18 protein-coding genes are annotated in these 15481 nt (G+C 60.2%); 13 read left to right on the top strand and 5 right to left on the bottom strand.

Annotated features, from left to right (window positions below):
- The first annotated feature begins 104 nt into the window (after window positions 1-104).
- Complete coding sequence (locus JF539_RS10405; protein ID WP_328809227.1) at window positions 105-2513, top strand: ComEC/Rec2 family competence protein; 2409 nt, start codon at window positions 105-107, stop codon at window positions 2511-2513.
- A gap of 26 nt (window positions 2514-2539) precedes the next feature.
- On the opposite strand, the gene lexA is transcribed toward JF539_RS10405, so the two are convergent.
- The 3 genes from lexA to JF539_RS10390 all read right to left on the bottom strand — a co-directional run bounded on the left by lexA (window position 2540) and on the right by JF539_RS10390 (window position 5897).
- Complete coding sequence (lexA, locus tag JF539_RS10400) at window positions 2540-3250, bottom strand: transcriptional repressor LexA (RefSeq protein ID WP_207140274.1); 711 nt, start codon at window positions 3248-3250, stop codon at window positions 2540-2542.
- A 170-nt stretch (window positions 3251-3420) separates the two neighbouring features.
- The gene (locus JF539_RS10395; RefSeq protein ID WP_209017083.1) at window positions 3421-4296 is read right to left on the bottom strand and encodes a hypothetical protein; all 876 of its coding nucleotides are present in this window, start codon (window positions 4294-4296) and stop codon (window positions 3421-3423) included.
- Entirely contained in the window at window positions 4293-5897 is a 1605-nt protein-coding gene (locus JF539_RS10390; RefSeq protein ID WP_268957529.1) for an acyl-CoA synthetase, read from the bottom strand. Before JF539_RS10390 ends, JF539_RS10395 begins: the two co-directional genes overlap by 4 nt.
- A 121-nt stretch (window positions 5898-6018) precedes the next feature.
- On the opposite strand from JF539_RS10390, the gene JF539_RS10385 reads away from it, so the two are divergent.
- Complete coding sequence (locus JF539_RS10385) at window positions 6019-6828, top strand: alpha/beta hydrolase (protein ID WP_207140270.1); 810 nt, start codon at window positions 6019-6021, stop codon at window positions 6826-6828.
- A gap of 23 nt (window positions 6829-6851) precedes the next feature.
- Here JF539_RS10385 and JF539_RS10380 read toward each other — a convergent pair whose 3' ends face one another.
- Both JF539_RS10380 and JF539_RS10375 read right to left on the bottom strand, forming a co-directional pair.
- A complete protein-coding gene (locus tag JF539_RS10380; RefSeq protein ID WP_209017082.1) occupies window positions 6852-7208 on the bottom strand; it encodes a PilZ domain-containing protein in 357 nt (118 codons plus the stop codon).
- A gap of 21 nt (window positions 7209-7229) precedes the next feature.
- A complete protein-coding gene (locus JF539_RS10375) occupies window positions 7230-7661 on the bottom strand; it encodes a hypothetical protein (protein ID WP_207140267.1) in 432 nt (143 codons plus the stop codon).
- A gap of 259 nt (window positions 7662-7920) precedes the next feature.
- Between JF539_RS10375 and flgB the strand changes: the two genes are divergently transcribed.
- The 11 genes from flgB to JF539_RS10320 all read left to right on the top strand — a co-directional run bounded on the left by flgB (window position 7921) and on the right by JF539_RS10320 (window position 15419).
- The gene (gene flgB, locus JF539_RS10370; protein WP_207140265.1) at window positions 7921-8301 is read left to right on the top strand and encodes a flagellar basal body rod protein FlgB; all 381 of its coding nucleotides are present in this window, start codon (window positions 7921-7923) and stop codon (window positions 8299-8301) included.
- An 11-nt stretch (window positions 8302-8312) separates the two neighbouring features.
- On the top strand, window positions 8313-8729 hold the full coding sequence (flgC, locus tag JF539_RS10365) for a flagellar basal body rod protein FlgC (RefSeq protein WP_207140264.1): 417 nt from the start codon (window positions 8313-8315) through the stop codon (window positions 8727-8729).
- A gap of 2 nt (window positions 8730-8731) precedes the next feature.
- On the top strand, window positions 8732-9067 hold the full coding sequence (locus JF539_RS10360) for a flagellar hook-basal body complex protein FliE (protein WP_207140262.1): 336 nt from the start codon (window positions 8732-8734) through the stop codon (window positions 9065-9067).
- A 51-nt stretch (window positions 9068-9118) separates the two neighbouring features.
- A complete protein-coding gene (gene flgG / locus JF539_RS10355) occupies window positions 9119-9907 on the top strand; it encodes a flagellar basal-body rod protein FlgG (protein WP_207140260.1) in 789 nt (262 codons plus the stop codon).
- A gap of 15 nt (window positions 9908-9922) precedes the next feature.
- A complete protein-coding gene (gene flgA / locus JF539_RS10350; protein ID WP_207140259.1) occupies window positions 9923-10381 on the top strand; it encodes a flagellar basal body P-ring formation chaperone FlgA in 459 nt (152 codons plus the stop codon).
- A gap of 3 nt (window positions 10382-10384) precedes the next feature.
- Window positions 10385-11485: a flagellar basal body P-ring protein FlgI gene (gene flgI / locus JF539_RS10345; RefSeq protein WP_207140256.1), complete on the top strand. Its 1101-nt coding sequence runs from the start codon at window positions 10385-10387 to the stop codon at window positions 11483-11485.
- Between the two features lie 130 nt (window positions 11486-11615).
- Window positions 11616-12161, top strand: coding sequence for a MotE family protein (locus tag JF539_RS10340; RefSeq protein WP_209017081.1), 546 nt, complete (start codon window positions 11616-11618; stop codon window positions 12159-12161).
- Window positions 12161-12865, top strand: a complete 705-nt coding sequence (gene flgH / locus JF539_RS10335; protein WP_207140255.1) for a flagellar basal body L-ring protein FlgH — start codon at window positions 12161-12163, stop codon at window positions 12863-12865. The genes JF539_RS10340 and flgH overlap by 1 nt, the downstream gene beginning before the upstream one ends.
- 20 nt (window positions 12866-12885) lie before the next feature.
- Window positions 12886-13386, top strand: a complete 501-nt coding sequence (locus JF539_RS10330; protein ID WP_207140253.1) for a flagellar basal body-associated FliL family protein — start codon at window positions 12886-12888, stop codon at window positions 13384-13386.
- A complete protein-coding gene (gene fliP, locus JF539_RS10325; RefSeq protein WP_207140251.1) occupies window positions 13383-14126 on the top strand; it encodes a flagellar type III secretion system pore protein FliP in 744 nt (247 codons plus the stop codon). The genes JF539_RS10330 and fliP overlap by 4 nt, the downstream gene beginning before the upstream one ends.
- 294 nt (window positions 14127-14420) lie before the next feature.
- A complete protein-coding gene (locus tag JF539_RS10320; protein ID WP_236042363.1) occupies window positions 14421-15419 on the top strand; it encodes a flagellin in 999 nt (332 codons plus the stop codon).
- Window positions 15420-15481 lie beyond the last annotated feature (62 nt).

Genomic DNA, 15481 nt, shown 5'->3' with positions numbered 1-15481 from the left:
GCAAGGAGCGCCTCTTGTCGTGGCGCGGTCTTAGCACAGGCTTTTGCCGGGGCAAAGTGACCAGGAGTTCTCTTCAATTTTGGCCGGAAAGGTGAGAGCAATTGGTGGCGCGTGACCCGCCGCCATCGACACTAAAAATCAAGCGCCGTGTGAAACCGGCTCGGGAAGCTGATTCCGGTTCGGTAATACAGAAACCAGCGCAGGACGATGGGCGGGCGGCGGAGGGGAAATGGCCCGGTGAATTTTGGCGGCGGTCGACGACCGGTGCAGGGGACCGGCGCGGTGAGGCGTCTGACGACGGTTTTTGGGACCGCCAGGGTCTTCTCTGGCTGAGTTTCGCCTTCGCGGCCGGAATCGCCGGATATTTCTTTTTGCCCGAGGATCCCTTTTGGCCCCTGCTGGTCTTCCTCTGGCTATCGATAGGGGTGGTTGCAGCCTGGCAGGGGCGCGGACGGTCTCTCGGCAGGCCGGTTCTTTTTGCGTTCGCCGTCGTGAGCGGGCTCACGGCTGGAGCGGTCCGGACTTCTTCAGTGGACGCGCCGCGGCTCGCGGAGGCGATGAATGTCACGGTGACGGGCCATATCGCCGAGCGCGTCCGGCTGGGGTCCGCTTTGCGGCTGCTATTGAAGGTTGAGACTGCGGATGGGCGAAGCCGGGACGAAGTGTTGTTTCCCGAATACGTGCGGGTGCGGGTTCCGAAGGAGACAGACGCGCGCGTCGGCGACCTTGTTCGTGTTCGTGCCAGGTTATTTCCGCCCTCGGGACCGGTCAGCCCGGGCGGTTACGATTTTTCGTTTCGGGCCTATTTCTCGCAAATCGGCGCGACAGGCTTCAGTTATGGTGCTCCTGAAACGATTGGACCGGGCGACACGCCTTTCCGTGTTTCGCTTGCGGCCAGGGTGCAAGGCGTTCGGGACTTTCTGTCTTCCAGAATAAGAAACAGTCTAGCCGGACATCCGGAGGCTGAATTGGCCGTCGCCTTACTGGTCGGCGAGCGCTCGGGTATTTCCGAGGAACAGGAAGACAATCTGCGGGCGGCGGGGCTCGCGCACATCCTGGCAATCTCCGGGCTGCACATGGCGTTGTTCGCAGGCGGGGCCTACAGTGCCTGCTATCTGCTGCTGGCGCTGGTGCCATCCTGGACGCTTCGCTGGCCGACGCACAAATGGGCCGCGCTCATCGCGTTGTCGGCGGCCTTTGCCTATCTGGTCGTCTCGGGGGCCGCCGTCGCGACGCAGCGTTCTTTCCTGATGATCGCGCTTGTGTTCTTCGGCGTGCTGTTCGGCCGCAGGGGGCTGACCCTGCGCAGTGTCGCGCTGGCCGGCTTGTTTTTGTTGCTCCTTGCGCCCGAACGTCTGTTTTTTCCAGGGTTTCAAATGTCTTTCGCAGCGGTGATCTGTCTGGTCGCGGTCTATGATGTCTGGCGGCGGCGGGAAAGATTGACTGTGGGACAAGACGCCATGCCCGGCACCGCGGGCCGGATCGGCCGGTTCCTTTTCAAATGGGGGGCGGGCGTTTTCGTGACCGCGCTTGTTGCCGGACTGGCAACGGGTATCGTCGGAGCGCATCACTTTGGACGAATTGCCCCCTTCGGTCTGCTGGGCAACCTTCTCGGAATGCCGGTTTTCACACTGCTGGTGATGCCCGCGGGAGCATTGGCGCTGGTTCTGATGCCCTTCGGCCTCGCCTGGATGCCGCTTGTGGCGATGTCCTACGGCCTCTCAATTCTTCTCGATATTGCGGAGTTTACTGCCGGACTGGGAGAGGGGGCCGGTTCGGTTGGCCGATTGAGCGCCTTCGCCGCCTTCCTGCTTCTGTCCGCGCTGTTTCTTGCCCTTTTGCTTCCGGGACGCAGGCGTCTGACGGCAGCTATTCCGCTTATTCTGGGCGTCGTGTTGGTGGCTGTCTCACGGCCTCCGGATATCCTTGTTGCCGCGTCAGGCACTTTGATCGCCGCGCGGGATGAAACCGGAACCTTGAGACATACCGGGCGGCGCGACACTTTTGCCAGCGAGCTATGGCTGCAGGATGAAGGTGTCTCGAGCGAGGCGATTACATCGCGCAAGATGAAATCGCCTCAGTTGAGCTGCGATCCCAAGGGGTGCGTTGCATTCGGCCATGGTGGTGCAGGACGAGACGGAAGCCGATACACACTCGTAATTGCCACACCAAAGCTTGCCGGAGCCCTGGAATCCGACTGTCGCTTCGGCGATATCATCGTGAGCGATCTAATCGCTCCTGAAGCGTGCGGCGCGGCTCTACTTCTCGACAGGAAGATCAGAAAGAAGAGAGGTGCGGTCGCAATCTGGTTGTCGTTGGAAAGAGAAAACGAAAGCACCACCAAGGGTGCGGGGCCGGTCGACAGGGGCAGATCGGAAACCAGGCCGAACGGGGTGAAACGCCCCCGGATCGAAAAGGTCGTTTTCGCAATTCCCGATCCACCAAGACCCTGGCACCGGCCGGGTGATGTCACAAGAACAAGTCTGAGGAGACAATCGCGCGCGCCCCGATAAGAGGGCGCGCGGTTCGTGATTTCGTGTCAATACTGACGGAACAGGGCGACGAGCCGGCCCTGGACCCTCACGCGGCCGGGGCCGAAAATACGGGTTTCGTAAGCCGGATTGGCCGCTTCCAGCGCGATCGACGCGCCTTTTTTCCGCAGGCGTTTCAGTGTCGCTTCCTCGTCATCCACAAGGGCGACGACGATATCGCCACTGTCCGCGGTGTCGGTTCGGCGGATGAGGACCGTGTCGCCGTCAAGAATGCCGGCATCGATCATGGAGTCGCCACGCACTTCCAGCGCGTAATGCTCTCCCTTTCCGAGCAGTTCCTGCGGCACGGTGATGGAGTGGCTGTGGGTCTGGATGGCTTCGATCGGTACACCGGCGGCAATCCGGCCCATCACCGGAATTTCGGTTCCAAATGTCTCCGGTTCGGGGGCAAGCTTCTCGGCCTCCGGTTTGCCGAGGGACCCCTCAATCACTTCCGGAGAGAAACTGCCTCGCGGTCGCGGATGACCGAGGCCGGGCGAAATCGAATCCGGCAGTCGCACGACTTCCATTGCCCGGGCACGGTTCGGCAGACGCCGGATAAAGCCGCGTTCCTCAAGCGCCGTGATGAGGCGATGTATGCCCGATTTCGAGCGCAGATCCAGGGCATCCTTCATTTCATCGAAAGACGGCGGCACGCCGGTTTCCTTCAGTCTTTCTTGAATGAACATGAGCAGTTCGTACTGCTTGCGTGTGAGCATTTTGGAATCCCCTGACCGTATCTCGGGCTGGTACAAATCAAGAACATCATACCTGTTCCCATTGTGTTCCGCAAGGGTAAATGTTCTCTTACTGTTCCGGGTGCGTCCTGTCCGCTGCGGCTGGTCGGGCACGGGTTTGCAGGTCTTGCGGCAACGTGCCGTTTGTCCGCTCAGGCCGGCGCAACGGTGCGGATCAGCAGCAGTTCGCAGGTGATCAGGGTCGGGCCTTCGCCTGCCAGGATCCGGCCCTCATGAAGACCTCCGTCGAGGTCGACGGCCCTTACCGGCAGATTCGAAACGCGTCCTTTCTTCGGGAGGTCAGGGGAATTGACGAAGATTTCCGAGATCAGCGCGGTCATGGGAGGGGCTTCCGCGAATCGCGCGCCGGCAAGGCTGCCGACACCGTAAACGGCACATGTGTCGGCGTTGAGTTTAGACGAGAGGTCTTCCACGCTTCTCTGGAGGTCTTCGAACGGGGCCAGGGTGGCAATCAGGGCGTTTGGCTCGCCGCCGGTCCAGCTTGCCGCATCCGGCTTGACGCGAAAGAGCGAAAATTCCGTTTCGGGGTCCGGGGCGACCTCGAATTTTGCTCCTTTCAGCCCATAACCTGAAATCCTCGAGCAGGTGCTGGCGACGAGGGTGTCGGGCAGCAGGTGCGCGAGATGGCCGGTTCCAGCGTCTTCCCAAAATGCATGAATGTGCGCAAACCAGTGGCCGTTCCTATGGCCCAGTATGGCAACCCCATCGCTCATGCAGGCGCCTCCGGATGACCTGGTATCGCTGTACCAGGCGACATGCCGGTCATCCGTGGCACGGTCGGGCATGACATAGTCGAACGGACCGAGTTCAAGACCCGTCAGGTCGAACACCGCGGAAGAGTATCCGTTGCGGCCAGCCCAGGATCCCAGGGCATCGAGCAGCGGCGCGTTTGCGCCGAACTCTATCGTGGCGGCTTCGGCGTGGCAGGGAACATGGGGCCTCCGGTCATCGGCTCTTGGACCGGGGTGCTTAATATCCTGCAGGGTTCCGGGCGCCGGCCGTCTCATAGAAAACCCTGCTCCTCAAGGAAGGTCCGAACCAGCTTTTTCGTGATCTTTCCATAGGCGCTTGTGGGCATCTCATCGATGAACAGATAGCGCGAAGGCTGCTTGTAGCGGGCGACCTTGCCGGACAGAAAGGTGGCGATCTCCTCCTGGTCGGGTGACGCACCTTCCGCCGCCACGCAAACCGCAAGGCCGATTTCCCCCCATTGTGGATCGGGTATTCCGAGAATGGCCACTTCGGACAGGGAGGGGTGGGCGAGAAGAACCTCCTCGACTTCCTTCGGATAGACGTTCGAGCCGCCGGATATGTACATGTCCGAGGCCCGGCCGGTGAGATAGAGATAGCGCGCGTCGTCCATGTGGCCGATATCGCCCGTGCGAAACCAGCCGTTCCGGAAGGATTTGGCATTCGCCGCATCGTCGTTCAGATAACCCGCACAGACGGCCGGGCCGATAACGCAGACCTCCCCGGTTTCGAAAGGGGGAAGGATCTTTCCCTCGTCATCCTGAATGGAGATCTCGATCCCGGTTCGTTCGGTGCCGCAGGTTCCGGCACGGGTCTGCGGTCCGTCCTCGAGCGAATGATCCTGCGGGCGCAGAACGGTGATGTTGCCCGTCACCTCTCCGAGCCCGTAGTACTGAACGAGCACCTTGCCGAGTTTTTCAAGCGCAAGCTTCTGGTCTTCGCGATACATGGGGGCGCCCGCGTAAATCACATGCCGCAGGCTGGAGTGATCGAAGCGCTCGAGGGCTGGATCCTCGACCAGCCGTTTGACGATTGTCGGCACGGTGAAAAGGTTGCCGATATTGTGTTCTTCGATCAGCTGGAAGGCGTTCGCAGGATTGAAACCGCCCTTCGGCATCAAGACGTGCGCGCTTCCTGCGGAAAGCTGTGCGATGAGATGCAGTCCCGCGCCATGGGACAGGGGGGCGATGACAAGCGAGGCGTCCCTTTCCGTCGTGCCGGAGAGAAGGTCGGTCATGTAGTTGACGCAGACAAACCCGATTTGCCCATGGGTGAGGACAACCGCCTTGGGCCGGCCGGTCGAACCGGAGGTAAAGAACAGCCAGCAGGGGTCGTTGTAGTCGACGGGGGCGTTGTCGCAGGGAGATGACAGGTAGGCGGAGACCAGATCTTCGTAGGAGGCCGCGAACGGGCTGTCTCCGATGCTGACGATGCCGGCCAGATCCGCTCCGGCTTGTCTGACCGCCTCGGCCTGATCCTCATATTCCGCGTCGCACAGGAAAACCCTGGCGTTGGCTTTCTGCGCGGCGTAGGCGGTCTCGCCCGGAGCCTGACGGAAATTGCAGGGCACCCACACCGCACCCAGCCGAAAGGCGGCCAGCATGATTTCAATCATCTGGTTGGAATTTTGAGCCTGAACAAGCAACGCGTCGCCCTTTGCAACGCCATACTCCTTGTGCAGGGCCTGGGCCAGCGCCGACACACGGGCGTCAAGTTCCGACCAGGTCCAGGCTTTTTCCTCCCAAACAACCGCCGTGCGCGCAGGCCAGCGGCGCGCGTTCTTGGTCAGGAAATGTGCCAGGTTGGCCACGCGATTGGATGAGCGCTCCATTGTTCCTCCCGTAGTTTTCGTTTTCAAGCGACGTTATGCCGGGCTCGGTCGATTTGACAAGACAGGCACTTGCGGGATCATCCGTCCAGCGGTTTGTTGTGCCTACCTGAACGCAATATCCGACAGAGTCGCTTGAGGGGGATTTGAGATGACGGAACCGCAGATCGACGATTGGGACGACGCTTACGCCAATGCGGCGCATATCGAAGGAGCGGCGGAGTACCCGGTCCGCTGGGCAAAAGAGGCGGAAGCGTTCCGGTCCGGCTGGGCGGGCAAGGAATTGGACATCTGCTACGGTAAGGGCGACCGTCAACGGTTCGATCTGTTTTTTCCGCGCGGTAACTCCAAAGGGCTCGTTGTCTTCGTTCATGGCGGGTACTGGCTGAGGTTCGACAAGTCCACCTGGTCTCATCTGGCAAGGGGCTGTCTTGAAAACGGCTGGACGGTCTGTCTACCGGGATACGATCTGGCGCCGGACGTTCGCATCGCGGAAATCACGCAGGAAATAACCGAGGCCATCGAGACAGCGGCAGCGCGCGTCGCAGGACCCATACGCCTGACAGGACACTCGGCTGGCGGTCATCTGGTGACACGCATGCTGTGCGAGGATGCGGCCTTGCCTGCGGCCGTGATTTCCCGGATCGAGAAAGTGGTGTCGATCAGCGGGCTTCACGATTTGCGCCCGCTTCTAAGAACCGAAATGAACCGTAAGTTCAAGATGACGGAAGAAGATGCGGTGGCGGAAAGTCCCGCCTTGAAGACGCCGGTCGGGAATTGTCCCGTCGTCGCCTGGGTGGGGAGCTCGGAATTACCGGAATTTCTCCGACAGTCTGAGATGCTTGCGGCGGCTTGGCCGCTAACAGTTTGCCGGCACGACCCGGGCCTGCATCATTTCAACGTCATCGACGGGCTGAAGGAGCCTGGAAGCCCCCTGACCTCGGCTTTGTTGGGGCCGTGAAACCGAGTCGCCCGGGGTGGCTGTCACTCTTCCACGGCGTAGAATTTCTGGGCGAGCTTTCTTATGCCGGCGTTGGCGTAGAACTTGATATCCGCAGGGGGGACGAGATAGACGACCCCGGCGGCCACGCCATCGCGCCAGCGAAGCTGCACTTCCGCAACGGTTTGCGCCACGGCGTCAAATACATAGAATTCCTTTGGCAGACTGGCGTTCCGATCCAGTACGAGACGCAGGCCACCCTCCGAGATATCCCGGATGGTGCAATCGCACAGGTACTCGTTGTTGAGACTTGCCAGTTTTCCTGGGCGAAGGCGCGTACGCTGACGTTCGTGAATGCGCCGTTGAGCGGCCTTTGCGGAAGCGCTTTTCTTGTCGGACATGAATGACAACATCTCGCTTCCTCAGCGTGAAGGGGCCAGTGGCGCCGTCGGCAGCGGCGGGGCTGGCGGTTCCAGCGATCCAAAGGGTGGTTGCGCGGGACGATAGGACGGATCGCCGAGAGTCGTTGGACGATGCGTAACCGACGACTGGCTGTTCCGGCACATTCTGTAGGCCATGTCGTAGAGGCCGCGCCAACCGGAAGGATAGTTCCCCAGGGAGTCGAGAACCGAAAGGGCTGCTCCGGCTGCCGCGCCACGGCGGGCCCCGCCCGGTCCCTCCCAGGCTCCGCCGATAACAGCACCACGCATGCCGCCGTCAGCGACGGACAGGTTGCCCGGATCGGAAGTGACATGGGCATCCGCGTAGGCTCTCGCATAGGACGCGCAATCGACGCCCTGTAAATCCGCGGCCTCTGTTGGCGACAGGCCAACGAACAATGCCGCCGCGCTCATGGGCAGACCCGTTCCAGTCAACAGTCCGGAAACCAAACGGTTTCGTTTCCTTCTTGTCGGCAATGACATCACGAACATTGTGTCGTCTCTCCTCAACAAGGTTGCGTCCGGTCCGCGCGCGCACCGGATAAGTGCAATCCTGTCTGTCGAAGATTGCGCGAGGCTGACGATAGGTCAGTTTTTCGAATTTGCCGGTACAGCCTCAGACAAGCTTGCCCGCTTACCTTCCAACCCAACCCGAATTGAGAGGAGACTTTCGATGGAACCGGTGTTCCTGAACAAACTCGTTTCAAACAACAATGAATGGCTTTCGGTGCGCGAGGCGACAATCGCCGAGAACATCGCAAATGCCAATACGCCCGGGTTCCGGGCCAAGGATCTGGAGCCGTTCACCTCGGTGATCAGCAAGACCCAGCTTGCCATGACCGCGACTCACGACGGACATCTCGGTCAGACGACTGAGGCGGCTCGTCAGTCCGAAGTCGAAAAGGCTGAGAGCTGGACCGTCACCCATTCCGGCAACTCGGTCAGCATCGAGCAGGAACTCATGAAGGTCGGTGAGGTGGCGCGCGATCACTCGCTGAACACGTCCATCGCGAAGTCCTTTCACCGAATGTACCTCTCGACCGTGAAATCCTAAGGAAACCAGTCATGTCGGATCCGTTAGCCGCCACCCTTCATATTTCAGCAGCGGGACTGAGGGCTCAGTCCGAAAGGTTGCGTGTCGTATCTGAAAACCTGGCCAACGCGCGTTCGACTGGCGAGACGTCCGGCGACGATCCCTACCGGCGCAAGACGATCACGTTCGAAAGCGAGTTCGATCGCGCGCAACAGGCCAATCTCGTGTCTGTGAAGGGCATAGGAACCGACAAGGCCCCCTTCACCGTCGAGTACGACCCTGGGCATCCGGCAGCCGATGTCGACGGCTATGTGAAAATGCCGAACGTCAACACGCTGCTTGAGCTTGCGGACATGCGCGAGACCAACCGGTCCTACGAAGCCAATCTGAAAGTAATGACGCAAGCCCGTGAAATGGTCATGCGCCACATCGATCTTTTGAGGAATTGAGCATGATCAACGAAATTTCCGCCCTGTCTTCCGCGACCACCGACGGCATTCTCAAGAGCGCGTCAACGACGCGCTACACAGCCGGCACCCCCGATCTGGGTGGCGCCGAAGCTGCCGCCGAGGTCAGTTTTTCCGATGCCATGGCTCAGGTTTCCCAAGGGGCCATCGAAAAGATCAAGGAAGGAGAGGCGGCTTCGATCGCTGGCGTCGATGGACAGGCTTCCGTTCAACAGGTCGTTGAAGCCGTGATGGCCGCCGAGAGCACTTTGCAGACGGCTATCGCCATTCGCGACAAAGTCGTGTCCGCCTATCAGGAAATCAGCCGAATGACGATCTAGGCCGCGAATTTCCGGCTTGAACCGTCACGCGACCCTCCAAGGAGACTATCCATGAAAGCTCTGGCTATCGCAGCGACAGGCATGAGTGCGCAACAGCTCAATGTTGAAGTTGTCGCCAACAACATTGCCAACATGAACACGACCGCATTCAAACGCTCGCAAGCCGAGTTTTCCGACCTTCTTTACCAGGCGGAACGGCTGCAGGGCGTCCCGAACCGCGGCGGAGAGGACCCTGTTCCGGAAGGCGCGCAGCTCGGGCTTGGCGTCAGGACGGCCGGTATCCGGAAACTGCATGCCCAGGGGTCGCTGACCAACACCGGCAACCAGTTCGATGTCGCGCTCGACGGTCGTGGCTGGTTCGAGATTACCGGACCGGACGACGAGACGCTCTACACGCGCTCCGGTTCCTTCAACAAGAACGCGGACGGGCGGCTCGTCACCATCGACGGATATACCGTCGAACCGGCCATCGTGGTCCCGGAAGACACGATCGAGGTGGCCATCAATGAATCCGGTCAGGTCTATGCGAAGATCGACGGTGAAATAACGCCGCGCGAACTCGGTCAGCTGACGCTTGCCAACTTTGCAAACGACGTCGGCCTTGAGCCGGTGGGGGGCAATCTCTTCAGAGAGACGGAAGCCTCCGGCGCTCCCGTTGGCGGCGTGCCGGGCGATCCCGGATTCGGCGTGATCCGCCAGGGCTATCTGGAAAGCTCGAATGTCGATCCGGTCAAGGAAATCACAGCCCTCATCAGCGCGCAGCGCGGCTACGAAATGAACTCCAAGGTCATGAAGGCCGCCGATGAAATGGCCGGAACGGTCACCAACGGTATCCGATAGGGAAGGTTTGAGGCAATGAGCTTCTGGATCAGATCGCTCCTGGTCATCCTCTTTACGGCCGGTTCCGGACTGGCCGTACAAGCGGCCAGTATCGAGCTTCCCGTACCGCGCCAAACGATCCATCCAGGGTCTGAAATTGCGCACAAGGACCTGATTGAACGCAAATTTCCCAGCCGGACCGCTCAGCAATTCGCCGTGCACACCAATCGTGGCCAGGTCGCGGGCATGGTCGCGCGGCGGACACTGCTGCCGGGTCAGCCGATTCCCGTCAACGCAATCGAAAAACAGGTTCTGGTTCGTCGTGGCGAGCCCGCGCGGCTGGTCTTTCAAGAGCAGGGCCTGACCATCGTCATGCAGGTTGAAGCGCTTCAGAACGGCGGAGCCGGAAATTTCGTCCGGGTGCGCAACATCGACAGCGGACTGATCGTATCCGGTCGGGTGCAGCAGGACGGGTCGATCCGCGTGGAGAATTGATTGATGAATCGGCTAATCATTGTCTTCCTGGCTGTCCTGACAGCCGCCACCCCGGTGTCGGCGATGGTCCGGATCAAGGACATCGCCAGTCTGCAGGGGGTGCGCGACAACCAGCTTGTCGGCTACGGGCTCGTCATCGGTCTTAAAGGGTCGGGCGACAGCCTGCGCAATTCGCCCTTCACAGAGCAATCGCTTCAGTCGATGCTCGACAGTCTCGGCGTCAACGTCCGAGACACGGCATTGCGTACCGATAACGTTGCCGCGGTTGTCGTGACTGCCGAGATGCCGTCGTTCGTCGGTATCGGTTCGAAAATTGACGTGACCGTCTCTTCCCTCGGCGATGCTACCTCGCTTGCCGGAGGGACACTGGTCGCGACACCCTTGCTCGGCGCCGACGGTCACATCTATGCGGTGGGCCAGGGACCGGTGGCTGTGTCCGGCTTTGCCGAAACCGGCGATGCGGAAAGCCTGACGCAGGGCATTCCGACCGTCGGAAGGGTTCCCAACGGCGCCTTGATCGAGCGGGACCTACCCGCCAAGTTTGCGCAGATTCCGGGTCTGGTCCTGGAGCTGACCAATCCCGATTTCAGAACGGCCGTCCGGATCACGGATGCAATCAACCGTTATACCAAGGAGCGATACGGACTTGTCGTCGCCAAGGAGCGGGATTACCGGACGGTTGACCTGACGCCGCCGAAGAACCTGAGCATGACCCGTTTCATGGCAGAGATCGAGGCGATCCGCGTTCGGCCGGACCAGACGGCCAAAGTCGTGATCGACGAACGAACGGGCACGGTCGTGATCGGCAAGGACGTACAGATTTCCACGGTGGCGATCACCCACGGCAATCTCACTGTCCGAATATCAGAGGCTCCGGAGGTGTCGCAGCCGTCGCCTTTCTCCGACGGGGAAACCGTCGTGGTTCCGCGCACCTATGTCGATGCGCAGGAAAGCGGCGGACAATTAGCCGTCGTCGGAGGCACGGATCTTCCGACCCTGGTGCGCGGGCTCAACCGGATCGGTCTTCGGCCGACGGGTATCATCGCGATCCTTCAGGCGATCAAGACCTCCGGTGCGCTCCAGGCGGAGCTGGTGGTTCAGTAGGGTCATTTCCCGAGCCAAAGGAAGAGCGCTGCCTCAACGGCGGCGCTCTTTTTCGTTGGCACCGCCAGCCTCGCGCAAGCTCGATCCCTGAAGGTGCATCCTAATGGGATCAGCACAAAGGACGGCTTCCATGCCCCCGATAATGGACGGCTGCCGCGCGGCAGCTCTTCTGGCGTTTTCAGCTTTCTTCATCACGTTGAACGGCTCTCCCGGAGCGGCGCAAACTCCGCGGTTGAAGCCGCGTACGCTGGTGGAAGTGGAAGCGGTGGAGCCGCCTTCCGACAGTGAACTCTATTGCAAGAATATTGCCGAGACCGCTTCCGAGGCCCGCCTCAAGTGGCAGACTTGGAAGCTGATCAGTCTCGAGGCCCGCCTCAGAGACAGGATAGCGGAGCTCCAGCGCAAGGAAACCGAGTTCGAAAAATGGGTCGAACGGCGGGAGGTCCTCCTGAACGAAGTCGAGGATCAGGTTGTTTCGATCATCGGCCGCATGCGCCCGGATGCAGCCGCGGCCCAGCTGTCGACGACCGACGAGGAAGCAGCGGTCGGAGTCCTCCTGAAGCTCAAGGCCCGTGCCGCCAGCAGTATTCTGGATGAAATGGAACCTTCCCGGGCGGCTCAGCTTACTCAGTCCATGATGGGTCTCACCGATCCGGAAACACAACGGAGCTTCTAATGCGTGCCCTCATTGTCACCCTCGGCGCACTTGCGGTGTCGGGTTGTTCCGGCCAGTTGCAGGATGTCGGCAAAGCTCCGGAAATGTCGCCGGTCGGCTACGGTCTGGCGGCGCAGTCCAACGCGGTCTATCCGCTCAGCACGTTCGCGCCGGGTGGTGTGAAGGACTACAACTCGCTCTGGATGAGCGGACGCGACAATTTCTTCGCCGATCCGCGCGCCAAGAAGATCGGCGATGTTCTCACGGTTACGATTGAAATCAACGACCGCGCCAATCTGGACAACAGTTCCGACCGCCGGCGCACGTCCGACATCGGGCTGGGTGGCTCGTTCGAAGGCACCTGGGATGGGACGACGAGCGGTGGAGACGCCAACCTTGGCGTTGACAGCGGTTCCGGTTCCTCGGGATCCGGCTCCATCGACCGCTCAGAGGTGATCGAGCTTTCGGTTGCCGCGGTCGTGACCGACCGTTTGCCGAACGGTAACCTGGTGATCTCCGGATCTCAGGAAGTTCGTGTGAATTACGAAATGCGGATTCTTCAGATCGCCGGAATCGTCCGGCCCAGGGATATCCAAAGCGACAACACCATTCCCTACGACAAGGTGGCCGAAGCGCGTGTCTCCTATGGCGGTCGCGGCAGGATTACCGAAGTTCAGCAGCCAGGCTGGGGACAGCAGGTCTACGACATCATTGCGCCGTTCTAGAGCAACCCGGGAAGGCAAATATGGCTAACATCATAGTGGCTCCTGGCGGAGGTTCACGATCGTCTTCGGACAACGGCGGCTTCCTGGCCGCAGTCGTTCTGCTGACCCTCATCGCCGGTGCGGCGGGCGCGGGACTAGCAGCCTTCGTCTACCAGTATTCGGAAGACGAAGTGCGCGGGCGCATGCGGTTTCAGCAGACCTTCGCGGAAACGCTGCCGTTCTCGACCTCCGCGCGGGTACAGCAACTTGAGCCGATCGTCACCAATCTCGCAGCTCCCAAGGACGCCTGGATCAGGCTGCAGGCATCCGTCCTGCTCGACAAGGATGCGAAGGTCGATATCGGCATCATCCGCAAGAAGGTCGAGGACGATTTCCTTGCCTACATGCGAACCGTCACCCTGTCGCACCTCGAAGGAGGCAGTGGCCTGCAACACCTGCGCGAGGACCTGACCGAACGAGCCAGGACGCGGACGAAAGGTCAGGTTCAGGAAGTCATGCTGGAGTCAGTGGTCATTCAATGAGACAATTGTTCCTGATCCTCGCCGCGATGCTGGTCATGACCGGCGCGGCTTCCGCCCAGGTGCCGGACCTGTCGACGCTTTTGCCCGCAGGCGAAGGCAGCGCCAGCGGGCGGATCATCCAGATGATCGCGCTGCTGACCGTATTGTCGCTGGCGCCGGGTATCCTGATCATGGTGACCAGTTTCACCCGTTTCGTGATTGCTTTTTCGTTCCTTCGCTCCGGCATCGGTCTGCAAACGACTCCCGGCAATCTGATCCTGATCTCCCTGGCCCTGTTCATGACCTTTTACGTGATGGGACCGACCTTCGACAAAGCGTGGCAGGACGGTGTCCAGCCGCTGATGAACAACGAGATTACCGAAGAAGAGGCTTACACACGGATAACGACGCCGTTTCGGGAGTTCATGCTCAGCCAGGTGCGCGAACAGGATCTGGTTCTTTTCGACGATCTGGCCGCGGGCCGGGTCACTCAGTCCGAAGCTGCCACGCCTGAAGACGTCGAGCTGAGGGTCCTGATCCCCGCCTTCATGATTTCGGAACTCAGACGCGGGTTCGAAATCGGTTTTCTGATCGCGCTGCCATTTCTCGTGATCGATATGATCGTGGCAACGATCACAATGTCGATGGGTATGATGATGTTGCCGCCGACCGTGATTTCCCTGCCGTTCAAAGCGCTGTTCTTTGTCCTGATCGACGGCTGGAACCTTCTGGTCGGCAGTCTCGTGAGATCCTTTTTCTGAAATCTTGCCAAGTCACCGGGACTGAAAGGCGGGGCCGGAAGGCTCCGCCTTTTATCGTTTGCGATGAGGTCATAAGCGATCAAGGCGCGTATTGGACCAGGCAACAAGAAAAACGGCAATCGATAGAATTGGATCTAACGCCGTAAGCTTCGCGCAAGGTTGGACCTCTAGGGTCTCAATCACAGCAGGTTGAACCGCAACTCATTCGAGTTCAAAAGCATGACGCTGCCCCTGCTGTGCCGGACAAGCCCGGCATGTCCCAATCTCACAATCTTATGAAAAAGGGACACACTCATGTCTTCCAGCTTGATGACAAACGCGTCTGCAATGACGGCATTGCAGACCCTCACTGCAACCAACAAAAACCTCGCAACCACTCAGAGCCGCATCTCCACGGGTTACCGTGTGAACGGTGCTGAAGACAACGCTGCCTACTGGTCGATTGCCACAACCATGCGTTCCGACAACAAGGCGCTGTCCGCGGTTTCCGATGCTCTCGGTCTTGGTGCTGCAACGATCGACGTCATGTACACCTCCATGGAATCCACCGTGGATGTCATGAACGAAATCAAGGCCAAGGTTGTTGCGGCTACGTCCGAAGGCGTCGACCGCGCGAAAATCCAGGAAGATATTTCGCAGCTTCAGGCACAGCTGAAGTCGATCGCCGACGCCTCCGTGTTCAACGGTGAAAATTGGCTGGCCAACGATGAATCCGGTGTCACCACCGCGAACATCGTCAGCTCGTTCTCCCGTGCCGGCGGTTCGGTCGACATCCAGACCCTGACCCTCGACCTGGACGAACTGCGCCTGTTCGACAGTGGTACCGCAACGACTGCTGTTAACGGCATCCTTGAGTTCGACCTGACCGGCGTCGCCGCGACTGTCTCCAGCACCGGCGCCACGTACAGCGGTCTGGTCGACGACACGGGCACCGCTTACACGCTCAGCGGTAACTTCTCCGGCACCAGCATCTATGACTTCGACATTTCGGGTGTCTCAGATGCGGACACCGCCGACCTTGAAGCCTGGACCGGCGCCATCGACTTCGCTCTCGGCCAGATCACCGACGCAGCGACGGTTCTCGGTTCGGTCAAGAGCCGCGTCGATCTTCAGGCGGACTTCGTGTCCAACCTGATGGACGCCATCGATCGTGGTATCGGTCAGCTGGTCGATGCTGACATGAACGAAGAGTCGACCCGCCTGCAGGCTCTGCAGACCCAGCAGCAGCTCGGTATTCAGGCCTTGTCGATCGCAAACTCCAACAGCCAGAACATTCTGTCGCTGTTCCGCTAATCTCCGCGGATTTTTGGAAATGGGACCGCGCCTCCGGGCGCGGTCCTTTTTTGTTTTGGCTG

Source organism: Roseibium aggregatum (assembly GCF_017309185.1).
Classification (GTDB): domain Bacteria; phylum Pseudomonadota; class Alphaproteobacteria; order Rhizobiales; family Stappiaceae; genus Roseibium; species Roseibium aggregatum_B.
The sequence above is the reverse complement of the archived record's forward strand: the minus strand, read 5'-3'. Positions and strand labels throughout refer to the sequence as shown.